Consider the following 21,169-nt stretch of genomic DNA (forward strand, 5'->3'; position numbering starts at 1 on the left):
CGCCATGGGGCAAGCATAGGGGTAGGGCGAGCGCATGATAGCGACAGGTTGTCGAAATATGACAAATCGTAGTACGTTGCCAGCATGGATCCAGTCGTTTTGGCACGGTGGCAGTTCGGCATCACGACCGTCTATCACTTCTTCTTCGTACCCATCACCATCGCGATGTCGATGCTGGTGGCGATCTTTCAGACGATGTGGGTCAAGACTGGCAAGGACGCCTATCTTCGGCTCACCAAGTTCTTCGGCAAGCTGTTCCTGATCAACTTCGCGCTCGGTGTCGTGACAGGCATCGTGCAGGAGTTCCAGTTCGGCATGAACTGGTCGGAATACTCCCGCTTCGTCGGTGACGTCTTCGGCGCCCCGCTTGCGCTCGAGGCGCTGCTCGCGTTCTTCCTCGAATCGACATTCATCGGGCTATGGATCTTCGGCTGGGACAAGCTGCCCAAGAAGCTTCACCTGCTCACCATCTACGCTGCCGCGTTCGGAACCATGCTGTCTGCGGTGTTCATCCTCGCCGCCAACTCCTGGATGCAGAACCCGGTCGGCACCATCTTCAACAACGGTCGAGCCGAGATCGACGGCGTCGCCGGCTTCATGGAGGTGCTGACCAACCCGGTCCTCCTGGTGACCTTCCCGCACGTGATCTCCTCGTCCTACATGGTCGCGGGTGGCCTGATCGCCGGCATCGCCGGCTGGCACCTGGCCAAGATCAACCGCGACGGCGAGGCGAAGGAGGGCGACAAGGGCGCCTACCGCTTCGCTGCCAAGTTCGGCGCCTGGACCCTGATCATCTCGTCGGTCTTCGTGATCGTCTCGGGCGACCAGCAGTCGAAGGTGATGACCGAGGTGCAGCCCATGAAGATGGCCGCGGCAGAGGCGCTGTTCCACACCACGGAGAACGCGCCGTTCTCGATCCTGACCATCGGCAACCGCGAGGGAACCAAGCAGGTCTTCGCGATCGAGATCCCCGGGCTGTTGTCCTTCCTGTCGGGCCACGAGACGGTCAAGGGCATCAACGACCTGCGCGAGGAGTACAAGGAGATCGGCTTCCACCGCTTCGACGGCTCCCAGACCAAGTTGCAGGAGCAGTTCGCCTCCGAACTGGCCGCGAACTACCCGGGCATCGACCCGATGCCCAACGTTCCGCTCGCCTACTGGACGTTCCGCCTGATGATCGGCCTCGGCTTCGTCGGCATCGCGCTCGGCGCGTTCACCCTGTGGGTGCTGCGCAAGGACCGGCTGCCCAAGCCGGGCAGGCTGTGGACGCTTGCGATGTTCGCGATGCCACTGCTTCCGCTGTTTGCGATCTCGTTCGGCTGGATCTTCACCGAGATGGGGCGACAGCCGTGGATCGTGGCGGGCGTGCTGCCCACCCAGGCGGGCATCTCCCCGTCGGTGCCTGCTGGCAGCGTGCTGTTCTCGATGATCACCTACACCCTCATCTACGGCGCGTTGGCCGTGCTCGAGGTGTGGCTGTTCCTCAAGTACGCCAAGGCGGGCCTCCCCGAGGTCGCGCCTCCTGAGGTACAGACCGATCCAGACGCCCCCCTGACCTTCGCGTACTGAGGACGGAAATAAGACATGCTGAATCTGCTTGAAAGCACCGTCGCGGTTCCCACGCTCACCGCGGTCTGGTTCATCCTGGTCGCCGTCCTGTGGCTCGGCTACTTCTTCCTCGAGGGCTTCGACTACGGCGTCGCCATGCTCTTCCCGATCCTCGGGAAGGACGAGAAGGACCGCCGCGTCATGGTCAACACCATCGGCCCCGTCTGGGACGGCAACGAGGTGTGGCTGCTCACGGCCGGCGGCGCGATGTTCGCGGCCTTCCCCGGCTGGTACGCCAGCCTGTTCTCCGGCCTGTACCTGCCCCTGCTGCTGGTCCTTGTCGGCCTGATCCTGCGCGGCGTCGCGTTCGAGTACCGCTCGAAGCACCCCGACAGCACCTACCGCAACGTGCTCGACTGGTTCGCCACGATCGGCTCGTTCCTGCCCTCGCTGGTCTTCGGCATCGGGTTCGCCAACTTCATCATCGGCCTCGCCAACGACGGCCTGCTGTGGAACGGCTCCTTCTGGGGCCTGTTCGGCTGGTTCGGCCTGTTGGGCGGCGTGATGCTCGTCGTGCTGTTCCTGGTGCACGGCTGCGCGTTCATCGCGCTGAAGACCAAGGGCGGCATCCACGAGCGCTCCGAGGCCCTCGGCGGCAAGCTCGCCTGGGGCGCGCTGGCCCTCGTCACGGCCTTCGTGCTCTGCCAGAACCTGCTGTGGCCCGCCACCTCCGAGTTCGGCGACTTCCGGGTCTTCGCGTGGATCGCCGGCATCCTGGCGATCGTCGCGATCGGCTTCGCGGCGCTGATGATGCGCAAGGGTCGCGACGGCTGGGCCTTCATCGGCACCGGCCTCTCGATCGTGACGCTGTTCGCGGGCATCTTCGTCAAGCTGTACGGCAACCTCGGCTTCGCCCAGGACGAGGCCGTCGCGGTCACCGAGCGGCTCAACATGATCACGGCCGCGTCCTCGCCCACCACGCTGACCATCATGACGTGGGCCGCGGTGATCTTCGTCCCCGTCGTGATCGGCTACCAGGCCTGGTCGTACTGGGTCTTCAGCAAGCGCATCTCGACCAAGAACATGCCCGACGTCAGCAGCACCGGCTACTGACCCGTCGACCCGTCACTGTGAGGCCCGTCTCCCCGCGGAGGCGGGCCTCGCGCTTGAACGCGAATGAGAAACTGATAGTCATGGCCGGACCCATCCACCCCAGGCTGCTGAAGCGCGCCAAGGCGACCAGGGTGTTCCTGGTCGCGAGCGTCGTCGTCGGCGTCGCCACCGCAGCGCTGCTGATCGTCCAGGCTCGGCTGCTCGCCGACTGGATCACCATGGCGTTCGAGACGAGGACCTTCCCGCCCGGCTGGCAGGTCGCGCTGATCGCCCTGCTGGCCGTGTTCGCGGGTCGAGGGGTGCTGGCCTGGCTGTCGTCGCTGCTTGCGCACCGCAGCGCCGCCTCCGTGAAGTCGGACCTGCGCCGCGACGTGCTCCGCGCCCGGCTGGCGACCCCGTCGGTGGGGCGTCGTCTGCTTCGCTGGTGCGCACCGTCACGCAGGGCCTCGACTCGCTGGACGGCTACTTCTCCAAGTACCTCCCCAACTCGGCCTGGCGGCGACCGTCCCTTTCCTGGTCGGCGGTGCCATCCTGATCGCCGACTGGCAGTCGGCCATCATCATCGCGTTCACGCTTCCGCTGATCCCGGTGTTCATGGCGCTGATCGGCTGGACCACCGAGAAGGCGACCAGGCACAGCTTCGCGGTCGCCGACCGGCTCGCCAATCACTTCGCGGACCTGATCGCAGGCCTGCCGACGCTGCAGGCCTTCGCGCGGGCCCGGGCGCAGCGCAAGGGCGTCGAACTCAGCGAGGAACGCTACCGCGAGGCGACCATGAAGACGCTCTACGTGTCGTTCCTGTCGTCCTTCGCGTTGGAACTGCTCGCCACGCTGTCGGTCGCGATCGTGGCGGTCACCGTCGGCTTCCGCCTTGTCTACGGTGATGTGACCTTCGGCACCGCCCTCTTCGTGCTGATCCTCGCCCCCGAGGCGTTCCTGCCGGTGCGCCAGGTCGGCGTCCACTTCCACGACTCGGCAGACGGTGTCGCCGCGGCCGACGCCGCCTTCGAGATCATCGACGCCGCCCCCGAGGCGGGCGGCACGCTGCCCGCGCCCGATGGGCCTCTGCGGCTCGAGTCGGTCGGCTACCGCTACCCCGGTTCGGAGGCGGCCGCCGTCGAGCGGCTCAGCCTCGAGGTGACGCCCGGCGAGGTGGTGGCCCTGAGCGGCGCATCTGGAGGCGGCAAGTCGACGGCGCTCGCGATGGCGATGGGCTTCCTGACCCCTGAGAGCGGCGGCGTCACCGTCGGCGGGCAACCGCTGACCGAGACCGACCTGGCGTCGTGGCGACGAAGGGTCGCCTGGGTGGCGCAGGAGCCTGGCCTCATCAACGGGACGGTCGGCGACAACGTCGCGCTCGGGCATCCCGGTGCGGGCGCCGACCTGGTGGCCCGGGCGCTGCGGGACGCGGGCGCAGACTTCGGGCCGGACAAGCCGGTCGGCGACGACGGCGAGGGTCTCTCGGTCGGCGAGCGGCGCAGGGTCGCGCTGGCCCGCGCGCTGCTGCGGATCCGAGAGGGCGGGGCCAGGTTCCTGATCCTCGACGAGCCGACCGCGGGTCTGGACGCCGACACCGAGGCGGAGGTGATCCGCGCCGTCCGCGCGACGGGGGCGGGTGCGCTGATCGTGTCGCACCGACCTGCGGTGCTCGAGGCCGCCGACCGGATCGTGGAGGTGGCGGCATGAGGCGCCTGCTCGGCGAACTGCTCGCCGCGATCCCGAAGGGCCGCGGCCGGCTGATCCTCGCCATCGCGATGGCCTCGCTGGCTTCGGCGTCCTCGGTGGCGCTGATGGGCGTGTCCGCGTGGCTGATCTCCTTCGCGGCGATGGCTCCCCCGGTGCTCTACCTACAGCCCGCCGCCGTCGGGGTGCGCGCCTTCGGCATCTCGCGGGGCGTGTTCCGCTACGCGGAGCGCATCTTCGGCCACGAGGTGGCGCTCCGGATGCAGGGCGCGCTGCGGGTCAGGGTCTTCGACAAACTCGCGGGCACCACGCTGATCGGCAGGCGCCGAGGCGACCTGCTGACCCGGGTCGTCGCCGACGTCAACGCGGTGCAGGACCTGGTCGTGCGAGTGGTGATCCCCTTCGTGTCGGCGTCTGTCGTGGTCCTCGGCACCACCGTGATGCTCGCCGTGTTCAACCTGCCATCGGCGCTGGCGCTGTTCGCGACGGCAGCGCTCGCGGGCGTCGTCCTTCCGTGGTGGACGCAGCGGATGAGCCTGGCCGCCGACGTGGCAGCGGTCCCGACGCGCGGGAGGCTGGGCGACGGCGTCCGCGAGTTGGCGCTGACGTCGACCGATCTGGTCGCGTATGGGGCGGACGGCGCGGAACTTGACCGGTTGCTGGCGATCGACGACGAACTGCGGGCGCAGGAGGCGCGCGGCGCGTGGGTGCGCGGCATCGCCACCGGCGGTCAGTTGGTCGCCTCGGGGGTCGCGGTCGCGTTGGCAATGTACTTCGGCACCTCCGCGGTCGCGGCGGGCGACCTCGACCCACGCTTCCTCGCGGTGCTAGCGCTGACCCCGTTGGCGATGCACGAGGTGCTCGGCACCTTCGCGCAGGCCGCGCAGACCTACACGCGGGCCCGCTCCGCCCTCGACCGCCTGACGGAGGTGATCGACGCGACGCCGGTCGGGACCGGCGACGTCACCGACGGCGACGCGCCGACTCCGGGGCTGCGGTTCGACGACGCGACGGTCGGCTGGCCCGGCTCGGGTCCCGTCCTGGCGGGCGTGGACCTGACGGTGGCGCCAGGTGAGCGGGTGGCGTTGGTCGGGCCGTCCGGGATCGGGAAGACCACCATCGCGGCGACGGCGCTCGGGCTCATCCCCGCCATGGGCGGCCGGATCAGCCGCGGCGGCCGCGTCGGATACCTGGAACAGGACGCCCACATCTTCGCCACGACGGTCGCCGAGAACGTGAGGATCGGCGACCGGGACGCCACCGACGAGGACATCGTCAACGCGCTGCGCGAGGCCGGCCTGGACCTCGCTCCGCAACGGCTGATCGGCGAGGAGGGCACGACGCTCTCGGGCGGTGAGAGGCGCCGCCTCGCGGTGTCGCGCCTGCTGGTGGGCGAGCGTCAACTCATCATCCTGGACGAGCCGACCGAGCACCTCGACCGCGAGACGGCCGACGCGCTGATGGCCGATGTCTGGGCCGCGTTCGACGGTGACCCGGTGCTCGTGATCACGCACGACCCCGAGGTGATGGCCGCCTGCGACCGGGTGGTGACGGTGGAGGGGCCCGACCTCAGGAGGGGCCCCTCGACGTCATCGTCCCGTGCTGGGGAGCCCGGGGCGACCACCTGAGTCCGGACGACCAGGGGTCCTCGTCGGCGTGGTGGACGTCGGCCTGACCGTTGGCCGCGAGGTGGGACTGGGCGAGGCGCTCGGCGCAGCGGTCGGCGTCGGCCCGGCCGTCGGACGCGGGGTCGTGGTCGGGGTGGGGGTCGCCGTGGGCGACGCCGAGGGCGACGGGGAGGTCGTCGGATCCGGTGATGGGGACGTGGTCGGTTCAGGCGACGGCGACTCAGACGGCTGGGGGTCCTCGACCTTGCGGAACACGAAGTCGACGTTCACGACCGCGTCGCCGATCACTCCGGACGCATTCGCGGGAACCTCTGTGAGCACGTGGCCCTCGATGTCGACCTGGGTGGCCGAGTAGGGGTCCCCCAGCGCGCCGACGATCGAATAGCCCGGCGCCAGTACGACGCCCTCGGTGTCGAGATAGCGGACGATGACCGGCTCGGCCGTCGGCGCACTGGCGAACGTGATCCGGTGTTCGGCGCCCGGCGTGGCCGCGGTCGCGCACCGGATGGTCAGGGGCGACTCGCTCACGACGGTGATCGTCGGGTCCTGCTCGATGATCCGCCCCGTGGCATCCAGCGGGGTGGCGACCTGCAGGTTCGCGGCGTTCTTGGTCGGGTTCGAGACGACGAGTTCGATGACCTGGGCGCCCGCGGCCCGCCTGGTTACCGCCTGGGTCCGACGCAGGGCGATAGCCGCCGGGGCGTCGACGCTCCACCCGTCGTAGTCGCCAGCGGCGAAGTAGTGCGCGAGCCTCGTGTTCCCGTCCGCCGTCTCGACGACGTGCGCGGAGTCGGCCCTCGAGACGAGAACGCCGTTCGACTCTGCCTCGGACGAGGTCCGCTCCGCCGAGGCCAGCGGAAGGATCTCGTAGGCGTAACTGTCTCCCGCGTTGTGGTGGAGGTACTCGACACGGACGTAGTCCCGGGCGAGTGGCGTGGTGCTGCCGCCCGTGTCGGCGCCGCTGTTGATCGCCTGCCAGGTGCCGGTTCGTTCCTCGGAGGCGATGCTGAAGGGCTGCGGTGCGCCGGCCGCGATCCCGAGCGAGACGTAGCCGGCGTGGCCGTCGATCAGCGCCCACGTCGCCTGCTGCGCCACCGGGGCCGCCGGAGCTTCGACGCCGTTGAGCGTCACCTTCGGCAGGCTTCCCTTGGCGTATCCGCGGTTCTCGAGGACGGTGCGGGTCAGCGTGCCGGAGGTGTCCGTGATCTCCGAGCCGACGCAGACGACCCGGTCCTCCAGATAGAACCAGGACTTCTTGGCGGTGAGGGTGCCTGTCGCGTTGACCAGATCCATCGCGGTCGTGCCGACGCTGCCGCCCGCCGTCACGCCACCGGCGTAGGTGTTGGGCGCGCCGGGGATGCCGGTGCCGTCGGCAAGCCCCGAGGCACGGACGGCGGAGTTGGCCGTGATGCCCGGCAGCGCGTACGGATCGACGGTCGGCCAGAAGTCGTCGGAGAACTGCGCGGAGTCGCGCCGGTGGTACAGGAACATCATCCCGTCGCCCTGGTACCAGCCGAGGTTGTTCTCCTTGTTGCCCCATTCGTAGCGGCCGATGCGCGTGGATGAGGTGTTCACCGCGACGGCCCAGTCGGGCCGATGATGCACCATCCGTTCCTGGGCCACCGTGCTCACGGTTGCGACCAAGGGCGCCGCCGCCTCCGTGGCGTCGTCGACGAGCACCTCGAGGAGCCGGGCGGACGCCGCGAGCTTCTGGGAGTTGGTCGCGGCGCTCTGATCGGTCATCCGGGTCAGCCAACCCTTGACGACGCTGCGCCACTGGGCGGCCTGGGCCTGCGGTGCCGACGCGCCAAGGACCAGCACCGCGTGGGCGATCGCGAAGCCTGAGTTGTAGTCGCGCTCACGTTCGCGGGAGACGGCCCGGCCGCGCACCGTGTCCATGGTTCGTCCGTCCCACTGGAAGGGGGCGAAGGACTTCATCACGGCCTCGTGCAGGTTGCCCAACTGGGGGTCCGTGACGGCCCACGTGCTCCCGCCGAGCATCGCGAGGGCCTCACCGACGGCCGCCACCGCGACGGCGCCGTAGGTGCCGACGTATGGGAGCTTGGCGTGCTGGATGAACGAGCCGTCCGAGTAGAAGCCGTCCCCGGAGGTGACCCGGGCGAAGAGGCTGTCCTTGCCCGCCCCCTTGGTGTCGGACAGTGCGTCGCGGCCGAGCAGGATGTCGGCCGGGGACTTGGCGAGCAGCCCTCGTTCGATACACGCCAGCGCCTTGTCTGCGCGGTTGGCTCCCGTCTCCTTCAAGGTCGGGATGGTGGTTCGGATGTTGGGATCCGGCGCGAAGAACCGGATGGCGTTCACCAGGCTCGTCACAAGGTCGGCAGCCACCTGATCGCCGAGCAGCACCAGGGTGTCGCCCAGTTGACGGGGCAGCCCGACCTCCCAGAACCACCAGTTGCCCGGCCTGTTCCTGCCTGCCCGGTACACCGATGCGATGAACCCGAGGGCCCCGATGAGATCGGTGAGCAGCGAGGCGCTGCCATGGTGCTTGGACGCCGGTGCGGCCCAGGCGACGGCCAGCGCGGTGACCTGGTTCGCCGTGACACCGAGATTTCCCACCTCGGCTGTTGTCGAGACCGCATTGAGCGGCAGGTTCGACCAGAGGTGCTTCCGGCCCGCAGTGCGCGTGAAGGTGGCGATCAGGTCGTCCGCAGCCGCGTCGAGCGTCGCACGCTTCTCGGCAAGTCCCGCGTGGCTGGCGGCTACCTCGCCGCCGGTCAGGAAGTCCCGACGCCTGCGGATCAGTTCCGCGTACTCGTCCTCGGCCGCGGCGGGCAACGAGGTGCAAACGGTCGCGGCGGCGATGGTCGCCGACCCTGCGAGGAAAGTTCGCCTCTTGAGAGAAAAGGTGCCCATGTCTACTCCTTTGAACCCATGGGAATGCATGTTCGACAGACACATCTGCGAACATGAGCGCGCACGCCCCCACGGGAACGCCTCGCTCGACACAACGGGTGCCACGCAGACAGTAAGGTCTCCCGACTGGAGTCGACACCCCTTCACGGCAGCAAACGCACAAACTCAAACATGGACACGCGGGACATTCCCCCTTGTGGGCTAGGTGGTTGGGATGTCGGCATCGACGGTGAGACGCGAGCGGATAGAGTGTCGGGGTGATCCAAGAAGCCGGCGCAGCGCGACCACTTCGTGTGGCGCAGTTCACCGACAACTACGGTCCAGGCAGCAACGGCCTGATGTTCGCCGTCCAGCAGCTCGAGGGGAACCTGCTCGACGCGGGCGACGAGGTCATCGTCGTGGCCCCGGCCGCGAAGGGCCCCAACCCGCACCACGGCCGCGAGGGTCGCAGGGAGATCCGGCTGCCGTCGGTGAAGGTTCCGAAGATGCCGACGCGAGTCGCGAGCGGTCGCCACTTCGATCGGACCATCGACCAGATCGCCGAACTGCGCCCCGACGTCATCCACGTGCACGGCTTCGGAACGGTCGGCGCGCTCGGCACCTGGGCCGCCCGCCGTCTCGACATCCCGATGCTGCTCACCTGGCACACCGACTTCGACGCATACGCCGATCACTACTCCGCGGTGCTCCCGCTGCTCACGGGCGTCGTGCGGGCCTTCGCCCGGCTGACAAAGGGCGAGGTCGTCGACTCGGAGGATCTCCGCCTCGCGGAGGTCCGCTACGAGGACCGCGGCAGGTCGACCGCGCTGCTGCTCGGGCTGTGCCAGAAGATGCTCGAGACCGCCGACGTCGTCACGACCCCGTCACCGAAGACGGCGACCAGGTGTCGCCTGATCAGCACCAACGCGAACATCCGCGTCGTGCCCAACGGCGTCGACCCGCTGCCCCCAGGCCCTCCGCCGTTCCCGCATCCCGACGGCCCGTTGGTGCTCTACGCGGGCAGGATCGCGCCGGAGAAGGGCATCCCGCTGCTCGCCGACGCGTTCGCGCTGGTCCACGCGCAGCGACCCGACGCGCGGCTGTGCGTGGTCGGCGACTGGGAGCGTTACTCCCACATCAAGAAGGTGCTCTCAGCAGGTCGCGACGCGGGACGCATCATCCTGCCGGGCGAGCAGAAGCGCGACGCGCTCGGCGCCTACTACGGCATGGCCGACGTGTTCGCGTTCCCCAGCCTGACCGACACCCAGGCGCTCGTGCTGCACGAGGCGGCACTCGCGGGGCTGCCGATCGTCTCCGTCGACCACGAACTGCAGTTGGTGATTGAGCCGGGCGTCAACGGGGAGATCACCCGCCCGACCGCAGCATCGCTGGCCGCCGGCCTGCTGCGCACGCTCGACCGACTGGACGACACGGCGTGGCGGGAGAGCGCGTCTGCCCGCTCGGTCGAACTGGCGTCGCAGTGGACGATCGCCTCGCAGGCCAGGGCGATGCTCGACATCTACGCGGAACTCGCCGGGGTCGGAGCCCTCGCCTCCGCTCGCGACTGACCGCGTACCACCTGCGTCTGGGTGCTGATGGGCTGGTGTGCCCGCTCGCACCGTCGGCTTGAGCAGCATCCGTGCCTCGTGGCGCGACACGCCGCGAATAGTTGACGCGGAACCAGACGAGCTCGGATTACTGCTCAACGCCCTACCCGGGCGCCAGCCTCAGGCGAGCGAGGAGTTCCTGACGACCAGGCGGGGCGGCAGGTACTCGACGCCATGCGAGGGGCGACCCTCCATCGCCTCGGCGAGGCGATGGGCGGCGCGACGGCCGATGTCCTCGAGGTTCATGTCGATGCTGGTCAGGGCGGGGCGGGCGCCGGTGGCGAGGATCGCCCAGTTGTCGTGGCCGACCACCGCGACGTCACGGGGCACCGACCGCCCCTCGTCGCGCAGCGAGTCGAGCGCGCCGCGGGCGATCTGATCGTTGCCGCACAGCACCCCGTCGACCTGCGGGTGCTGCGTCAGCACGGTGCGCATGGCGGCGCGTCCCCAGTCCTCCGACCAGGTTCCGAACAGCGCGGCCCCTCCGACCGGGCTCAGCCCCTCCTCTGCGAGCCGGGCGATCGCGCCGCGGGAGCGCTCCTCGGAGGCGCCGTAGGTGACGTCGCCGCCCAGGATGGCGATGCTGCGCCGCCCGGAGGCGAGCAGGTGTTCGACGCCGATCCGCCCGGCGCCGACGTTGTCGGAGACGATCGAGCAGTCGTCGGGATCGTCGGACGGCGCATAGGCGTAGACGACGGGCACCTGGATGTCGCCGAGGGATGGCCTGGTGTCGGGCCGCGCGCCGACGATGATGAGCCCGTCGACCCGGCGCTCCATCAGGACGCCGAGGTGGTAGCGCTCCCGGATCGCGTCTCCGCGCGCGTCGCACAGCAGCACCGAGACCTTGTTCAGCCCGAACGCGTCCTCCGCGCCCATCAGCAGCGGGATGGAGAACCGGCCCTCGAGGTCGTGGGTGATCAGGCCGACGGTGCCGGTGCGGCCCGTCAGGAGCGACTTCGCGAGCGTGTTCGGGACGAAGCTGAGTTGGTCCGCCGCCGCCACCACCCGCGAGCGGGTCGCCTCACTCACGTCGCTGCGGCCGTTCAGCGCCTTCGACGCCGTCGACACGGAGACCTGCGCAAGCTTGGCGACGTCGATGAGGGTCGGCGTCTTCGAATCCGTTTTCGACATCTCCCCATCCCGTCCTGCAAATGGCGTCCACCACGCTGCGCGCAGCCTATCGCAGCGACCCTACAGGTTACGGCTGAAAAGGCTAAATGACGAGGCCTATTGACGTTACGAGTCGGCTCGTGTCAGGATTGTCGCAAACCTTTTCGGAAGGTTTCGTGAGACGGGTAAGACCCCGCCTTACCCGCAGCATCAACGACACCCTCAACGATGAGAGGACCACCATGAAGACTCGTTCGATCGTGGCCGCGGTCGCGGCCATGAGCCTCAGCCTCGGGCTTGCCGCCTGCGGAGGCGGCGACACGCCAGGCAACAACGGGGGCTCACCGGCGGCGTCCATCCCGGCCGACGGGCTCGACGACGGCACCGAACTGACGATGTGGACCCGCGCCCCACTGGAGCGCCAGGCAAAGAACGCCGTCGAGGCCTACAACTCGACACACAAGAACCAGGTCAAGCTGGAGATCCTCCCCAACGACGACGTCGAGGGCAAGGTCGGCGGCGCGATCCAGACCGACACGCTTCCCGACATCCTCGCCGGCGACGTGGTGCGGATCCCCTACTGGGTGCAGCAGGGCGTCTTCGCCGACGTCACCGCCCAGATCGACGGGCTCGACACCGCCAACCTGCAGAAAGGCCACATCGACGCAGGCACCCTCGACGGCAAGAAGCACACCCTTCCATTCGTGACCGACATCTCGGTGATGGTCTGGAACAAGGACCTCTACAAGGAGGCGGGCCTCGATCCCGAGAAGGGCCCGGCGACCGTCGACGAGTTCCTGTCGCAGGCAAAGGCCGTGGCGGGGCTGAACAAGTCCGGCGTCGCGGGCAGCTACCTCGCGGGCCAGTCCGGAGGCGCGCTCGTGTTCACGCTCTTCCCGATGATGTGGGCCAGCGGTGAGGAGGTCCTCAACGAGGACGGCACCAAGGCAAACGTCGCCTCGGACAACGCCAAGAAGATCTACGCGGCCTACAACGACCTCGCCAAGACCACCAACGGCTTGGGGGCGGGCTCCAAGGAGGAGACCGGCGCAACGTGGACGGCACCCTTCCAGGAGGGCAAGGTCGGCGTCATGCAGTACCCGTACACCGCGGTGACCGGCCTGTTCGACACGGTCGATTTCGAGATCGGCGTCGCGGGCATCCCCGGCGTCGAAGGCAACCAGTCGACCTTCCTGGGCGGCGATGCGCTCGGCATCTCCAAGAGCTCCAAGAAGGTGGCGCAGGCGTGGAACTTCATGTCGTGGCTGATGTCTGACGAGGCCCAGCAGAAGGTCTTCGCCGACAACAACGACACCGCCTCCAGCCTCAGCGTGCTCGAGAACGGCTACGCAGACGCCGACGAGCGCACCAAGATCGCCAACGCCACCATCAAGGACGGTCGCGCACCGGTCGCGGTCAACTTCAACGAGGCGTTCAACGCCGCTGGCTCCAACTGGCAGCTCCTGATCCAGGACGCCGTCTGGGGCGACGGGTCGCAGGTCGACTCGCTCAACGAGCAGATCACCGCGACGCTCGGCGGCTGAGCCGCATCGGGTCGGCGGGGCGCAACGCCTCGCCGACCTCGCGACGCAAGAGAGGCAACATATGACGTCAACGACGATGACGACGCCCACAAAGGCACCGAGGCGGCGGACCCACGCGGCACGCGAGGCGGCCACCGGATGGGCCTTCGCGACCCCCGTGACACTTGTCCTGGTGCTGCTGTTCCTGGCACCGATCGTGCTCGTGGTGATCATGTCCGGGTCGAAGTGGACGCTCCTCGGCGGCAACCAGGGCCTGAACGGGACCACCAACTTCGAGAAGGTCTTCGCCGACCCGATGCTTCTGGACTCGATCTGGTTCACGCTGAAGTACACCGTCCTCACGACCGTCATCCTGATGCCGATCGCGCTCGGGCTCGCGCTGCTCGTGCAGGAGGCGCGGCGCTGGAACAACGTTCTTCGCACCGCGATCCTGGTGCCGTCGGCGCTCGGCATCGCGTCCGCGTCGGTGCTGTTCTACGCGCTGTACTCGCCGCAGGTCGGCCCCATCAACAAGGCGCTCGCCGGGCTGGGGCTGATGGACCAGAACAGTTCGCTGCTCGGCACTCCGAACGGGGCGCTGTGGGCGACGGTGTTCCTGGTGGTGTGGCGCTTCTCCGGCTTCTACATGCTCCTCACCATGGTGGGGCTGCAGGCCATCCCGACCGACGTGTACGAGGCGGCGCGGATCGACGGGGCGAGCAGGTGGCGCACGTTCACCCAGGTGACGCTTCCACTGCTGAAGCCAACCATCGCCATGACGATGATCATGTCGATCACCGGCTCGCTGCTCGCCTTCGACCAGTTCTACGTGCTCACCAAGGGCGGCCCCAACAACTCGACCATGACGGTCGTCCAACTCATCTACCGCTACGCGTTCGAGACGAAGCGCGACCTCGGGATGGCCGCCGCGCTCTCGGTGCTCGTGCTGGTCGCGCTCATCGTGGTCAACGCCGTCCAACTGCGCGCCATGGGCGTCACGGACAAGGAGGACAAGTGAGGTCCAACGCCGCGCCGAAGGCCGCCTACTACATCCTGACGACCTGCATCGCAATCACCTTCCTCGCGCCCCTTGTGTGGGCGGTGATCAGCTCGGTGTCCCCCGCCCCCGGCACGTCGCAGACCAGCGGCTTCGGCCTCGGGAACTACGTCGCACTCTTCGAGTACGGTCGGGGGCTTCCCGCCTACCTGCTCAACTCGCTGATCATCTCGGTGGTCGCCATCGTGGTGACGGTGCTGTGCGCCGCCACCGGGGGCTACGCGTTCGCCCGGTTCAGGTTCCGCGGCAAGAACGTGCTGTTCGTGCTGGTGCTCTCCGTCATGATGGTGCCGGTCGCCGCGCTGCTGATCCCGCTGATCGTCTGGATGCAGAGGATCGGCATGCAGAACTCGCTGCCGGGCGTCGGCCTGGTGCTGACGCTGTTCCAACTCCCATTCGGCGTGTTCATGATGCGCAACTCGTTCGCCGCGATCCCCCGCGAGTTGGAGGAGGCCGCCCAGATCGACGGCTGCTCGCCACTCAGGGCCTTCTTCGCCGTGATGCTGCCGACCGTCACACCCGCGCTGATCACCGTCGGCCTGTTCGCCTACCTGGCGGCCTGGAATGACTTCATGGTCTCGCTCTACCTGCTGTCGATGGACAACGCCCCGCTCCCCCTGGCGCTCGTCAACATGCGTCAGCAGGCCATGGGGGTCATCGACTACGGCATCACCACCGCAGGCGTGGTCATCCTGACGCTGCCCGCGCTGATCTTGTTCCTCGCACTGCAGAAGTACTACGTCAAGGGCTTCACCTCCGGCGCCGTCAAGGGCTGAGCCGGTACGGCCACCTCCGAACCACCACACTAGGAGCGACACCCCATGAACACCTCACCCGTCCCCGTCGCGCCCTCCGCAGGGCCCCTTCGACCGTTGGGGATCGATGCCGTCACCATCGACGGCGGCTTCTGGGCCGACAGGCAGCGGCTCAACGCGGAGGCGATCATCCCGCACGCGTTGAAGTGGGAGACGCGGGTCGGCTGGATCCCCAACTTCGGCTACGCGCTGGACGGAACCATCGCCGAGCACCGGCACGGGCGGGAGTTCTCCGACTCCGACGTCTACAAGCTCATCGAGGCGATGTCCTGGGAGGCTGGGCGCACCGGCGACCCGGGCCTCGAGGCGGAGATCGAGCGGCTGGGCGCGATGGTCGAGGCGGTGCAGCGGGAGGACGGCTACGTCAGCACCAAGTTCGACAACCCGGGTCAGGACACCAGGTACAGCGACTTCGAGTGGGGGCACGAACTGTACTGCTTCGGCCACCTCATCCAGGCGGCCGTCGCACGGATCCGCACCGGACACCCCGACAGCGCGATCGTGCGGGTGGGTCTGCGCGCCGCCGACCACGTGCTGCGCGAGTTCGGCGACGGCGCCCGCGAGGCGGTGTGCGGGCACCCGGAGATCGAGGTGGCGCTCGCCGAACTGTCCCGCGCCACCGGCGACGCCCGCTACGTCGAGCAGGCCAGGCTCTTCGTCGACCGGCGCGGCCACGGCCTGCTCCCCGACATCGAGTGGGGCCGCTCCTACTACCAGGACGACGAGCCGTATCGGTCCTCGACGGTGCTGCGCGGCCACGCCGTCCGGGCGCTGTACCTGACGGCGGCCGCCGTCGACATCGCCGTCGAGCAGGGCGACGCGGAACTGCTGGACGTCGCGCGACGCCAGTACGACGCGGCGCTGGCCCGACGCACCTACCTGACCGGCGGGATGGGGTCGCACCACCAGGATGAGGCCTTCGGGGAGGACTTCGAACTGCCGCCCGACCGCTCCTACTGCGAGACCTGCGCGGGGGTCGGCTCGATCATGGTCGCCTGGCGACTGCTGCTCGCCACCGGCGACCTCAGCTACGGCGACGTGATCGAGCGCACGCTGTACAACATCGTGGCCGCCTCCCCGGCCGAGGACGGTCAGGCGTTCTTCTACGCGAACCTGCTGCACCGCCGCACCCCGGCGGCGGCAGCCCCCGCCGACGAGCAGGTGCCGCGCGCCAACTCGTCGCTGCGGGCACCATGGTTCGAGGTGTCGTGCTGCCCGACCAACGTGTCGCGCACCCTCGCCAGCCTCGGCGGCTACCTGGCCGCCGGCACCGATGACGGCGTCGCGCTCGTGCTCTACGCCCCCGCCACCCTCACCGTCGGTGACGTGCGGCTGCGCGTCGAGACCGGATACCCCTACGACGGCGAGGTGAAGGTGCACGTCGAGCAGGCCCCGGCCCCGTTCGCGCTCGACCTGCGGATCCCGGCGTGGGCCGAGGGCGCAGCGGTCGACGGCTCGGCCGCCTCGCCTGGCGCCTTCCGCGTCGAAGGGGTCGCCGAGGGCGACGTCGTCGTGGTGAACCTGCCCGTCGGACCGCGCATCACCCGGCCCGACGCCAGGATCGACGCGGTCCGCGGCACGGTCGCCGTCGAGCGCGGGCCGCTGGTGCTGTGCGTCGAGTCGGTCGACCTGCCCGAGGGGATGTCGGTCAACGACCTGGAGGTCTACCCCGAGCGCGGCGTGGCCGCCGACGGGCGGGGCGCGGTGATCCAGGGCCGCAGGCTCGACCGTGGCGACTCGGGATGGGCGTACGGCTCGCCGCACGAGGCACCGCGCGGCGACCTCGCGATCCCCCTGGTGCCCTACCACTCGTGGGGCAACCGCGGCCCCGTGACGATGCGGGTCTGGCTCCCGGTCGCCGACTGACGGCTGGGTCGCGCCCTCAGCCGACCTCCTCGTTGAGGTCGGCCTCGACCGCCGTCAACTCGAGTTCCTGGACGGTGCCGCCGCGGCCCTGGTCGCCGTGCCTCTTGTGCGCGGTGGCGACCATCAGCTTGATGCGGTTGAGTTGGTTGGTCTCCGAGGCGCCCGGGTCGTAGTCGACGGCGACGATGTTGGCCTCCGGGTAGCGCCGCCGCAGTTCGGCGAACATGCCCTTGCCGACCACGTGGTTGGGCAGGCACGCGAAGGGCTGGGCGCACACGATGTTTGGCGCGCCGTGCTCGATCAGTTCGACCATCTCGGCGGTCAGCAGCCAGCCCTCCCCGGCAAGGGTGCCGAGCGAGATGATGCCGTCGGCCTTCTCCGCGAGGTCGCGCATCCTGGGCGGGGCGTCAAACTTGCCTCCGCAGCGTCGCAGCGCCCGGGCGACCGGCCGCTGGTACTGCTCGACGATCCACACCGCGAGCCGCTTCCAGGCGACGGTGCCCTCCCCGATGCCGAGCGCATCGGCCTTGAAGCGCGCCGAGTGCAGCCCCATCAGGAAGAACGGCAGCATGCCGGGCAGCACGGCCTCGCAGTCCTCGTCCTCGATCACGTCGACCACGTGGTTGTTGGCGTCGGGATGGAACTTCACCAGGATCTCGCCGACGATGCCGACGCGCGGCTTGCGCTCCCCGTCGACCAGTGGGAGGGCGTCGAACTCGCGCACCGCCTGGTCGACGAGCCCCCGGTACCCGATGTGGCGACCGAGCGTGACGCTGTGGCCCGAGTGCTGCAGGAACTCCTGGCAGATGGTGTCCCAGCGCTGGTACAAGGCGTCGGCCGAGCCGGGGTCGCGTTCGTAGGGTCGCGTGCGCAGCGTGAGGCTCTGCAGCAGGTCGCCGAGCACCAGGGCCTGGATGGCCGGGTGCAGCATCGCGGGGCTGAGCTTGAAGCCGGGGTTGTCCTCAAGCCCCTGCAGGCTGATCGCAAGCACCGGCACCTGCGGATAGCCCGCCTCCCGGAGCGCCTTGCGCAGCAGCGCCGCGTAGTTGGTGGCGCGGCACATCCCGCCGGTCTGCGTGATGCCGACCGTCGAGCGGTCCGGGTCGGCCTCGCCGGAGCGGATCTTGTTGACCAGTTGCCCGACCACCATGATCGCCGGGAAACAGGCGTCGTTGTTGACGTACTTCAGGCCGACCTCGACGTCCTCTGCCGAGGCATGCTCGAGCAGTTCGACGCGGTAGCCGAGCTTTCGCATCACCGGCATCAGCAGCCGGAAGTGCATCGGCGCCATCTGGGGCGCGTAGATGGTGTGGGCGTCGCGCGCCGCCTCGTCGAACACAGCCCGCTCGGCCGCCTCGGGCGCGGTCCTGATGACGGCGTTGCCGGCGCGTTCCGCGGCGGCGGCCTGCATCGAGCGGAGCCGGATGGTTGCGGCGCCCAGGTTGGACACCTCGTCGATCTTCAGCAGCGTGTACAGCTCGTTCGACGCGTCCAGGATCTCCGCGACCTGGTCGGTCGTGATGGCGTCGACGCCGCAGCCGAAGGAGTTGAGCTGCACCAGGTGCAGGCCGGGCTCCTCGCCGACGACCGCCGCCGACTCGTAGAGCCGTGAGTGGTAGGTCCACTGGTCGCGCACCCGCAGCGGCCGCTCGAGCCTCGGCGCGGTGGGGTCGATCACGGCGTCCTCGGTGAGCACGCCCATCCCGAGGCCGTTGATGAGGCTGGGGATGCCGTGGTTGATCTCCGGGTCGACGTGGTAGGGCCGTCCGGCGAGGACGATGCCCTTCAGGCCTCGGTCGCGCAGGTAGTCCAGCGCCCGCCGTCCCTCTGCCCGGATGTCGGCCTTGACGGCTGCGTCCTCCTCGAAGCCCACCTTGACGGCGTCGCGGGCCTCCTGCAGCGTGACGTCCCAGGCGGAGAACACCTCGACGAGTCGGCGGGCGAGCTTGTCGGGGTCGTCGAGGTTCAGCATCGGCGCGAGGTAGGTCACGCCCTTCTCGCGCAGGCTCGCCAGGTTCCGCTCGAGCACCTGCGGGTAGAACGCGACGATCGGGCAGTTGAAGTTGTTGTCCGAGTCGGCCAGTTCCCTCGTCTCGTGTGGCACGCATGGGTAGAAGATCGTGTTGATGCCCCGCTCGAGGAGTCCCTCGATGTGGCCGTGCGCGAGCTTGGCCGGATAGCAGGCGTTCTCGGCGGGGATCGACTCCATGCCCTGCTCGAAGACCTCGTGGCTGGAGCGTCCGGAGATGGTGACGCGGAAGCCGAGGGTGGTGAGGACGGTGAACCACAGGGGGAAGTTCTCGTACATGCCGAGCACGCGCGGGATGCCGATCTCCCCGCGGGTGGCCTTCTCGTGCGTGAGCCGTCGGTAGCCGAAGAGGCGTCGGTACTTGTAGTCGTACAGGTTGGGAAGGTCGGACTTCTTGGGGACGCGCTCGGTCGAGGCGCCCCGCTCGCACCGGTTACCGGAGACGTGCCTCGACCCGTCGCCGAAGGTGGAGATCGTCAGCCCGCAGTGGTTCTGGCACAGCCGGCAGGTCTTCAGCTCGGTCTCGACGGTGAATGCGCCGAGTTCGCTCAGGTCGAGGGCCTGCGACGAGGCCCCCTCGACCCAGTTGCGGCGCGCTGTCAGGGCCGCGCCGAAGGCGCCCATGTGGCCGGCAAGCTCAGGCCGGATCACGGTGAGGCCGGTCTGCAGTTCGAAGGCCCGCAGCACGGCGTCGTTGAGGAACGTGCCGCCCTGCACGACGACCTTGTCGCCCAGTTGGCCGGCGTCGCGCAGTTTGATCACCTTGTACAGCGCGTTGCGCACCACGGAATAGGACAGGCCGGCAGCGATGTCCGCGGCGGAGGCGCCCTCCCGCTGCGCCTGCTTCACAGAGGAGTTCATGAACACGGTGCAGCGGGTGCCGAGGTCGACGGGCGCCGACGACGTCAGCGCCAGCCGGGCGAACTCGCGCACGTCGAGACCCATCCCTGCCGCGAAGGTCTGCAGGAAGGATCCGCAGCCGGACGAGCATGCCTCGTTGACGGCGATGGAGTCGACCGCACCGCCCAGGATGCGCAGGTACTTCATGTCCTGCCCGCCGACGTCGATGACGGCGGTGACTCCGGGGCAGATCGCGTCTGCCGCCCGGTAGTGGGCCATCGTCTCGATCTCGCCGTCGTCGAGCCGCAGCGCCGCCTTGACGAGCCCCTCGCCGTACCCGGTGACGCAGGCCCGTGCCAGGTGCGCCGAGAGCGGGATGCCCTCCAGCACCTCGCGCAGGATGCCCCGCGCCGCCGTGACGGGGTCGTTGCTCAACTGGTAGTGCGAGTAGGCGACGCGCCCGGCCTCGTCGAGCAGCACGGCCTTCACCGTGGTCGACCCGGCGTCGATGCCGAGGAACATCGGGCCGTCGGCGTCGGCGAGGTCGATGGTGGGGGCGGGGTGGCCATGGTGGCGGGCGTCGAAGTCGCCGCGCTCGTCGGCGTCTGCGAACAGGGGCCGCATCCGGGCGCTGGCAAGCGGGAGCAGCACCGTCTGGCGGAGGCGGGCGTGCAGGTCGCGCGGGTTCTTAGGCGTCGGGGGCGCTTGTCCCTGGATGGTCGGGCTGCGAGCAGCGCGGCGCCGATGGCGACGTAGAGGTGGGCGTCGGCGGGCGTCGTGAACCCGTGCACCTGGCCGTCGAGCGCACGCTGGTAGGCGGCCCGCAACTCGGGAAGGAAGTGCAGCGGGCCGCCCAGGAAGACGACGTTGCCTCGGATCGGATGCCCGCAGGCGAGGCCCGCGATGGTCTGGGTCGCGACGGCCTGGAACACGGAGGCCGCGAGGTCGGTGTGCGCGGCGCCCTGGTTGAGCAGCGGCTGCAGGTCGGACTTGGCGAACACCCCGCAGCGCGAGGCGATCGGGTAGAGGTGCTGGTGACGGGCCGCCAGGTCGTCGAGGCCCGCGGCATCGGTATGCAGCAGGGTGGCCATCTGGTCGATGAACGCGCCGGTCCCGCCCGCGCAGGTCCCGTTCATGCGCTGCTCGACGCTCGGTCGCAGGTAGGTGATCTTGGCGTCCTCGCCGCCCAGTTCGATGACGACGTCGGTGTCCGGCACGAATGCCTCGATGGCCGCCGTCGATGCGATCACCTCCTGGACGAAGTCGACGCGCATCAGGTCGGCGACGCCGAGGCCGGCCGACCCGGTGACGGCCGCCGTCATCGACTGGCCGGGGAAGGCGTCGGCGACCTCGAGCAGGAGTTGGCCTAGCGCCCCCCTCGCGTCGGCGTTGTGCCGCCGGTACTCGCTGAAGGCGACGTCTTCGCCTGCGAGCACGACGGCCTTCACCGTGGTCGATCCGATGTCCAGGCCGAGTGACAGCGCTGGCGCCATGGGG

12 protein-coding genes and 1 pseudogene are annotated in these 21,169 nt (G+C 69.1%); 9 read left to right on the top strand and 4 right to left on the bottom strand.

Annotated features, from left to right (window positions below; genetic code table 11):
- Positions 1 to 84: 84 nt before the first annotated feature.
- The 4 genes and pseudogenes from BW730_RS12310 (at position 85) to cydC (ending at position 5,972) form a co-directional block, all read left to right on the top strand.
- The gene (locus tag BW730_RS12310; RefSeq protein WP_077686501.1) at positions 85 to 1,569 is read left to right on the top strand and encodes a cytochrome ubiquinol oxidase subunit I; all 1,485 of its coding nucleotides are present in this window, start codon (positions 85 to 87) and stop codon (positions 1,567 to 1,569) included.
- Between the two features lie 15 nt (positions 1,570 to 1,584).
- Positions 1,585 to 2,661 (top strand): cytochrome d ubiquinol oxidase subunit II, encoded by a 1,077-nt coding sequence (gene cydB / locus BW730_RS12315; protein WP_077686502.1) that lies wholly within the window; start codon positions 1,585 to 1,587, stop codon positions 2,659 to 2,661.
- 80 nt (positions 2,662 to 2,741) lie between these two features.
- A pseudogene (gene cydD, locus BW730_RS12320) lies at positions 2,742 to 4,347 on the top strand (thiol reductant ABC exporter subunit CydD).
- Positions 4,344 to 5,972 (top strand): thiol reductant ABC exporter subunit CydC, encoded by a 1,629-nt coding sequence (gene cydC / locus BW730_RS12325; protein WP_077686503.1) that lies wholly within the window; start codon positions 4,344 to 4,346, stop codon positions 5,970 to 5,972. The pseudogene cydD and the gene cydC overlap by 4 nt, the downstream one beginning before the upstream one ends.
- Here cydC and BW730_RS12330 read toward each other — a convergent pair.
- Complete coding sequence (locus BW730_RS12330) at positions 5,934 to 8,846, bottom strand: polysaccharide lyase family 8 super-sandwich domain-containing protein (protein WP_158522654.1); 2,913 nt, start codon at positions 8,844 to 8,846, stop codon at positions 5,934 to 5,936. The genes cydC and BW730_RS12330 overlap by 39 nt on opposite strands.
- A gap of 257 nt (positions 8,847 to 9,103) precedes the next feature.
- On the opposite strand from BW730_RS12330, the gene BW730_RS12335 reads away from it, so the two are divergent.
- Positions 9,104 to 10,393 carry a glycosyltransferase gene (locus BW730_RS12335; protein WP_145952846.1) on the top strand — a complete coding sequence of 430 codons (1,290 nt, stop codon included), beginning with the start codon at positions 9,104 to 9,106 and terminating at the stop codon, positions 10,391 to 10,393.
- A 159-nt stretch (positions 10,394 to 10,552) separates the two neighbouring features.
- On the opposite strand, the gene BW730_RS12340 is transcribed toward BW730_RS12335, so the two are convergent.
- Positions 10,553 to 11,563: a LacI family DNA-binding transcriptional regulator gene (locus BW730_RS12340; RefSeq protein ID WP_077686506.1), complete on the bottom strand. Its 1,011-nt coding sequence runs from the start codon at positions 11,561 to 11,563 to the stop codon at positions 10,553 to 10,555.
- 221 nt (positions 11,564 to 11,784) lie between these two features.
- Here BW730_RS12340 and BW730_RS12345 point away from each other — a divergent pair, with 221 nt between their 5' ends.
- The 4 genes from BW730_RS12345 to BW730_RS12355 all read left to right on the top strand — a co-directional run bounded on the left by BW730_RS12345 (position 11,785) and on the right by BW730_RS12355 (position 16,803).
- Positions 11,785 to 13,086 (top strand): ABC transporter substrate-binding protein, encoded by a 1,302-nt coding sequence (locus BW730_RS12345; protein ID WP_077686507.1) that lies wholly within the window; start codon positions 11,785 to 11,787, stop codon positions 13,084 to 13,086.
- A 61-nt stretch (positions 13,087 to 13,147) separates the two neighbouring features.
- On the top strand, positions 13,148 to 14,083 hold the full coding sequence (locus tag BW730_RS18190) for a carbohydrate ABC transporter permease (RefSeq protein ID WP_162494720.1): 936 nt from the start codon (positions 13,148 to 13,150) through the stop codon (positions 14,081 to 14,083).
- A complete protein-coding gene (locus BW730_RS18195) occupies positions 14,080 to 14,898 on the top strand; it encodes a carbohydrate ABC transporter permease (protein ID WP_145952848.1) in 819 nt (272 codons plus the stop codon). The genes BW730_RS18190 and BW730_RS18195 overlap by 4 nt, the downstream gene beginning before the upstream one ends.
- Before the next feature lie 45 nt (positions 14,899 to 14,943).
- Entirely contained in the window at positions 14,944 to 16,803 is a 1,860-nt protein-coding gene (locus BW730_RS12355) for a glycoside hydrolase family 127 protein (RefSeq protein WP_077686508.1), read from the top strand.
- 16 nt (positions 16,804 to 16,819) lie between these two features.
- Here BW730_RS12355 and BW730_RS12360 read toward each other — a convergent pair whose 3' ends face one another.
- Both BW730_RS12360 and BW730_RS19410 read right to left on the bottom strand, forming a co-directional pair.
- The gene (locus tag BW730_RS12360) at positions 16,820 to 20,194 is read right to left on the bottom strand and encodes an acyl-CoA dehydratase activase-related protein (protein ID WP_226997226.1); all 3,375 of its coding nucleotides are present in this window, start codon (positions 20,192 to 20,194) and stop codon (positions 16,820 to 16,822) included.
- Positions 20,158 to 21,165: a BadF/BadG/BcrA/BcrD ATPase family protein gene (locus tag BW730_RS19410; protein WP_226996772.1), complete on the bottom strand. Its 1,008-nt coding sequence runs from the start codon at positions 21,163 to 21,165 to the stop codon at positions 20,158 to 20,160. The genes BW730_RS12360 and BW730_RS19410 overlap by 37 nt, the downstream gene beginning before the upstream one ends.
- Positions 21,166 to 21,169 lie beyond the last annotated feature (4 nt).

Source organism: Tessaracoccus aquimaris, from assembly GCF_001997345.1.
Lineage (GTDB): Bacteria > Actinomycetota > Actinomycetes > Propionibacteriales > Propionibacteriaceae > Arachnia > Arachnia aquimaris.

Excerpts from the sequence above, each read along its gene's own strand:
- BW730_RS12310 (WP_077686501.1), top strand. The coding sequence starts at position 85 with ATGGATCCAGTCGTTTTGGCACGGTGGCAGTTCGGCATCACGACCGTC.
- cydB (WP_077686502.1), top strand. The coding sequence starts at position 1,585 with ATGCTGAATCTGCTTGAAAGCACCGTCGCGGTTCCCACGCTCACCGCG.
- cydC (WP_077686503.1), top strand. The coding sequence starts at position 4,344 with ATGAGGCGCCTGCTCGGCGAACTGCTCGCCGCGATCCCGAAGGGCCGC.
- BW730_RS12330 (WP_158522654.1), bottom strand. The coding sequence starts at position 8,846 with ATGGGCACCTTTTCTCTCAAGAGGCGAACTTTCCTCGCAGGGTCGGCG.
- BW730_RS12340 (WP_077686506.1), bottom strand. The coding sequence starts at position 11,563 with ATGTCGAAAACGGATTCGAAGACGCCGACCCTCATCGACGTCGCCAAG.
- BW730_RS12345 (WP_077686507.1), top strand. The coding sequence starts at position 11,785 with ATGAAGACTCGTTCGATCGTGGCCGCGGTCGCGGCCATGAGCCTCAGC.
- BW730_RS18190 (WP_162494720.1), top strand. The coding sequence starts at position 13,148 with ATGACGTCAACGACGATGACGACGCCCACAAAGGCACCGAGGCGGCGG.
- BW730_RS12355 (WP_077686508.1), top strand. The coding sequence starts at position 14,944 with ATGAACACCTCACCCGTCCCCGTCGCGCCCTCCGCAGGGCCCCTTCGA.
- BW730_RS12360 (WP_226997226.1), bottom strand. The coding sequence starts at position 20,194 with ATGTTCCTCGGCATCGACGCCGGGTCGACCACGGTGAAGGCCGTGCTG.
- BW730_RS19410 (WP_226996772.1), bottom strand. The coding sequence starts at position 21,165 with ATGGCGCCAGCGCTGTCACTCGGCCTGGACATCGGATCGACCACGGTG.